At 52.2% G+C, this 2,737-nt stretch carries 1 protein-coding gene; it reads right to left on the bottom strand.

All coding sequences use genetic code 11. The features are described 5' to 3' along the window. Window positions 1-120: 120 nt before the first annotated feature. Window positions 121-1,518 (bottom strand): hypothetical protein, encoded by a 1,398-nt coding sequence (locus DID99_RS36255; RefSeq protein ID WP_124668694.1) that lies wholly within the window; start codon window positions 1,516-1,518, stop codon window positions 121-123. Window positions 1,519-2,737 lie beyond the last annotated feature (1,219 nt).

Raw genomic sequence — 2,737 nt, 5'->3', positions numbered from 1 at the left:
CTTATGACTGAGCTCGCCCGCCCGCTGTCCGTCCGCATTGCCTGACATCACGAACAATGGCTTCACTTCGTCCTCACGCCTGATTTATGCAACAACGCCGTTCCGGGAAGCGAGCTGACGTCATTGTTGCAATGCCAAGAAGACTTCTACTGAAGAAAATAGATCTTTTGGAGATGGTGAACTCGACAAGTAGATCGATTTTGACGTCGGCGTTTTAGGAAGCGGTGATGCAAACCTTATAGTCAGGTGTGGATTCTTGGCTTTAAGCGCTGAAATTCGGCTGTCTTCAACTTCTTGCCCAACAAGATGGCATCGGTCAATCACGAGTTCCCTAAGCTTAGGCATTGCCCCATTCATCAGCAGTTCGTAAAGTGCTGGAAACGTCGACAGATTAAAATAGGGCACGTTGTCAACGTGCAGCACCTCGAGGTCCTGCAACGCGATGAAGCTATTGACGGAATCGGCTTCGCATCGGGTGCCGCTCAGGAAAAGACTCTTGAGACTCGTTAGTTCTACGAGAAAATCGAGATCGATTTCGCCTTCAAAACGGAGACATCTCAAATCAAGCTGCCGGAGCTGAGTCAGTGATCTGATGGTCTGGCGCATTGTTGCCCCGTAAACACTACCAGCGAAACTAAGCTCACGGAGCCAGGTGAGACTGGATAACTGGAGAAGCGTGACATTTTCCAGAGACTCAAATTTCTCGATTGACAACGTTTGGAGATATTTTAGTTGGTCAAGTGCGGTGATAAGCAGTGGTCTTTCTGAAAGATTGCGGTCATTGACAACGGCGAGCTCCTGTAGGCACAAAAATCCATTGGCAAGAGCCTGATATCCGATCGACGTAATTGAAGGACAATCTATCAATCTCAATATCTGAAGGTTTCTTTTCGCTATTACCAATTCCCTGACATGTTTGTCATTAAACACCGACCCTTGGAGCGTAACAGCCACGTATGCGTTTTCGCGAGGCCGCTCTATGAATGACTTGAATTGTGTCAATGTTGTTAGTCTCACGCCGCACATCCCATGAGTTTGCAGGCTTGGGGTCATGGCCGACGCGGAGAGCATAGAATTTACCCTGGGAACATCTCTGGCTACCTGTCCATTTTCCTGAATCTGATTCGGCAAGCGTACGATCCGGTCACCACAGATCGTGTAGAGCTCGTCCGGCAGCAGGGGCAATGTCGGTTCTCCGCAGCTATAGCCGTTTCCTCCCACGGGTGTGGTCGGGTACGCTGTAGGCGTTGTACTCTCGGGTGATGCCACCGTCAATTCCAATTGCTCCAGGGATTCAATTTCATTCAATTCTTTTGTCCTGGTGACGAGAAAATGCACATCGTCAGGACAGGTTTGAAACTCGGATGACAAGCTGCCGCGTTTATCGTGACCCTGCCTCTGTAGGAGGGCACTATCCGGAGTAGTGCGCAACCAGATGCCCCTCAGGGGATCTTCTTCAATCGCATGCTTGACGACTTTACATTCCCCGCCGCCGTGCTCCACTGGCGTCTTCGACATCGTCTGACACTCATTGTGCGGCACAGCCTCTTGGGTGAAGCCGCATAGGCTCGCGCACATTTTCGTCCAGACGTCACGCGCGCGACTTCGACACGTCCTGAACAGACCAGGATCACCTCCAACCGGCTGCCTGGATACAGAAGTGTCGCCTGAAGCGAAACCGCAGCAAAATATTCGCAATGTAGCAACCTCGCTTGTTCGTAAATGGAGAGATCTAAAACCACTTCTACCGGAATGAAGCTGTCCGTGCATCCGTGAGCGAAAATGGTCGACGACTTACGTGCCGAGTATTGCAGCACAACCATTCAGGCGCTCCTTCGATTGCGGGTTACCCACGCGCAATGATCCGGTACGCCGCAGAACTCATCAGCCCGGCTTAACTTCATCACCTGGCAGAGCGGGAAATGGTTGGCCTCCCGTGAGTCGAGCATGGCACCAATGGACTATGAGTCCGATGTTCTAACCGAGCATGAGCTAGAGCCCCAGCAAGGGGGCGACGACAGTCGGTCTACTGGTATCACACCGACCTCGACCGCGCGCTTTGGTTTATGAATCTGACTGTAGCCATGGAAGGAGATGGACATGCGCACGCCTCAGTTTCGTAGGTGCCTTAGAGGTGGTATCGGCATCGGCTCAAGGATTGTGGTATCACGCGCACCTCGGAGGCGTTTCAGCCTGATATCTTTCCTTTCGACAGAGTGTCCACGGCCAATGCTTTCTTTGGAGCATTCTCTGCTGATCGACCAGCGGAGCAACCATATTTATGCAATTTGTTCGGATTTGAGTACGGGCCCTGTGGTCGCCGAACTGGCGTGGCAGTTTGGGAAAAGCGCCGCAGCCAAGCGTCCGCCTCAGGAGAGCGTTGAATTTAGAAAAGCGTGAGAATCTTTTGTAAGACATCCAGTCCGCCACTTACCGGCGGCGATTCTGCCCGTCTCGGCGGGTTTCTCGACTCCATCGGCGATGCAGCGATGAACATCGAAACGCTCGATGATTATTTCGTCGCATTAATTTGCGAACGATAGGCAAGATGAAACCGTTACTCCGGCGTTGTTGCATAAATCCGGCGAGCGCCGCGGTGACGTATACGCGCAACGACCGGGGCGATACCTCTGTTAACAATTCGGGTTCCTGCGTCGATACTCGATTTTTGCCGAGAAGATGCGCAGGGATAGAAGCAAGACGCACGAGCCGAAGGCGCGCTACCGCGTCAGAAACT

The sequence above is a fragment of the Burkholderia sp. Bp8986 genome (genome assembly GCF_003854225.1).
GTDB lineage: Bacteria > Pseudomonadota > Gammaproteobacteria > Burkholderiales > Burkholderiaceae > Burkholderia.
Note: the sequence above shows the minus strand (reverse complement) of the source record. Positions and strands in the feature narration are given on the sequence as shown.

Coding starts and splice junctions, on each gene's coding strand:
- DID99_RS36255 (WP_124668694.1), bottom strand. CDS start 1,518: ATGTCGAAGACGCCAGTGGAGCACGGCGGCGGGGAATGTAAAGTCGTC.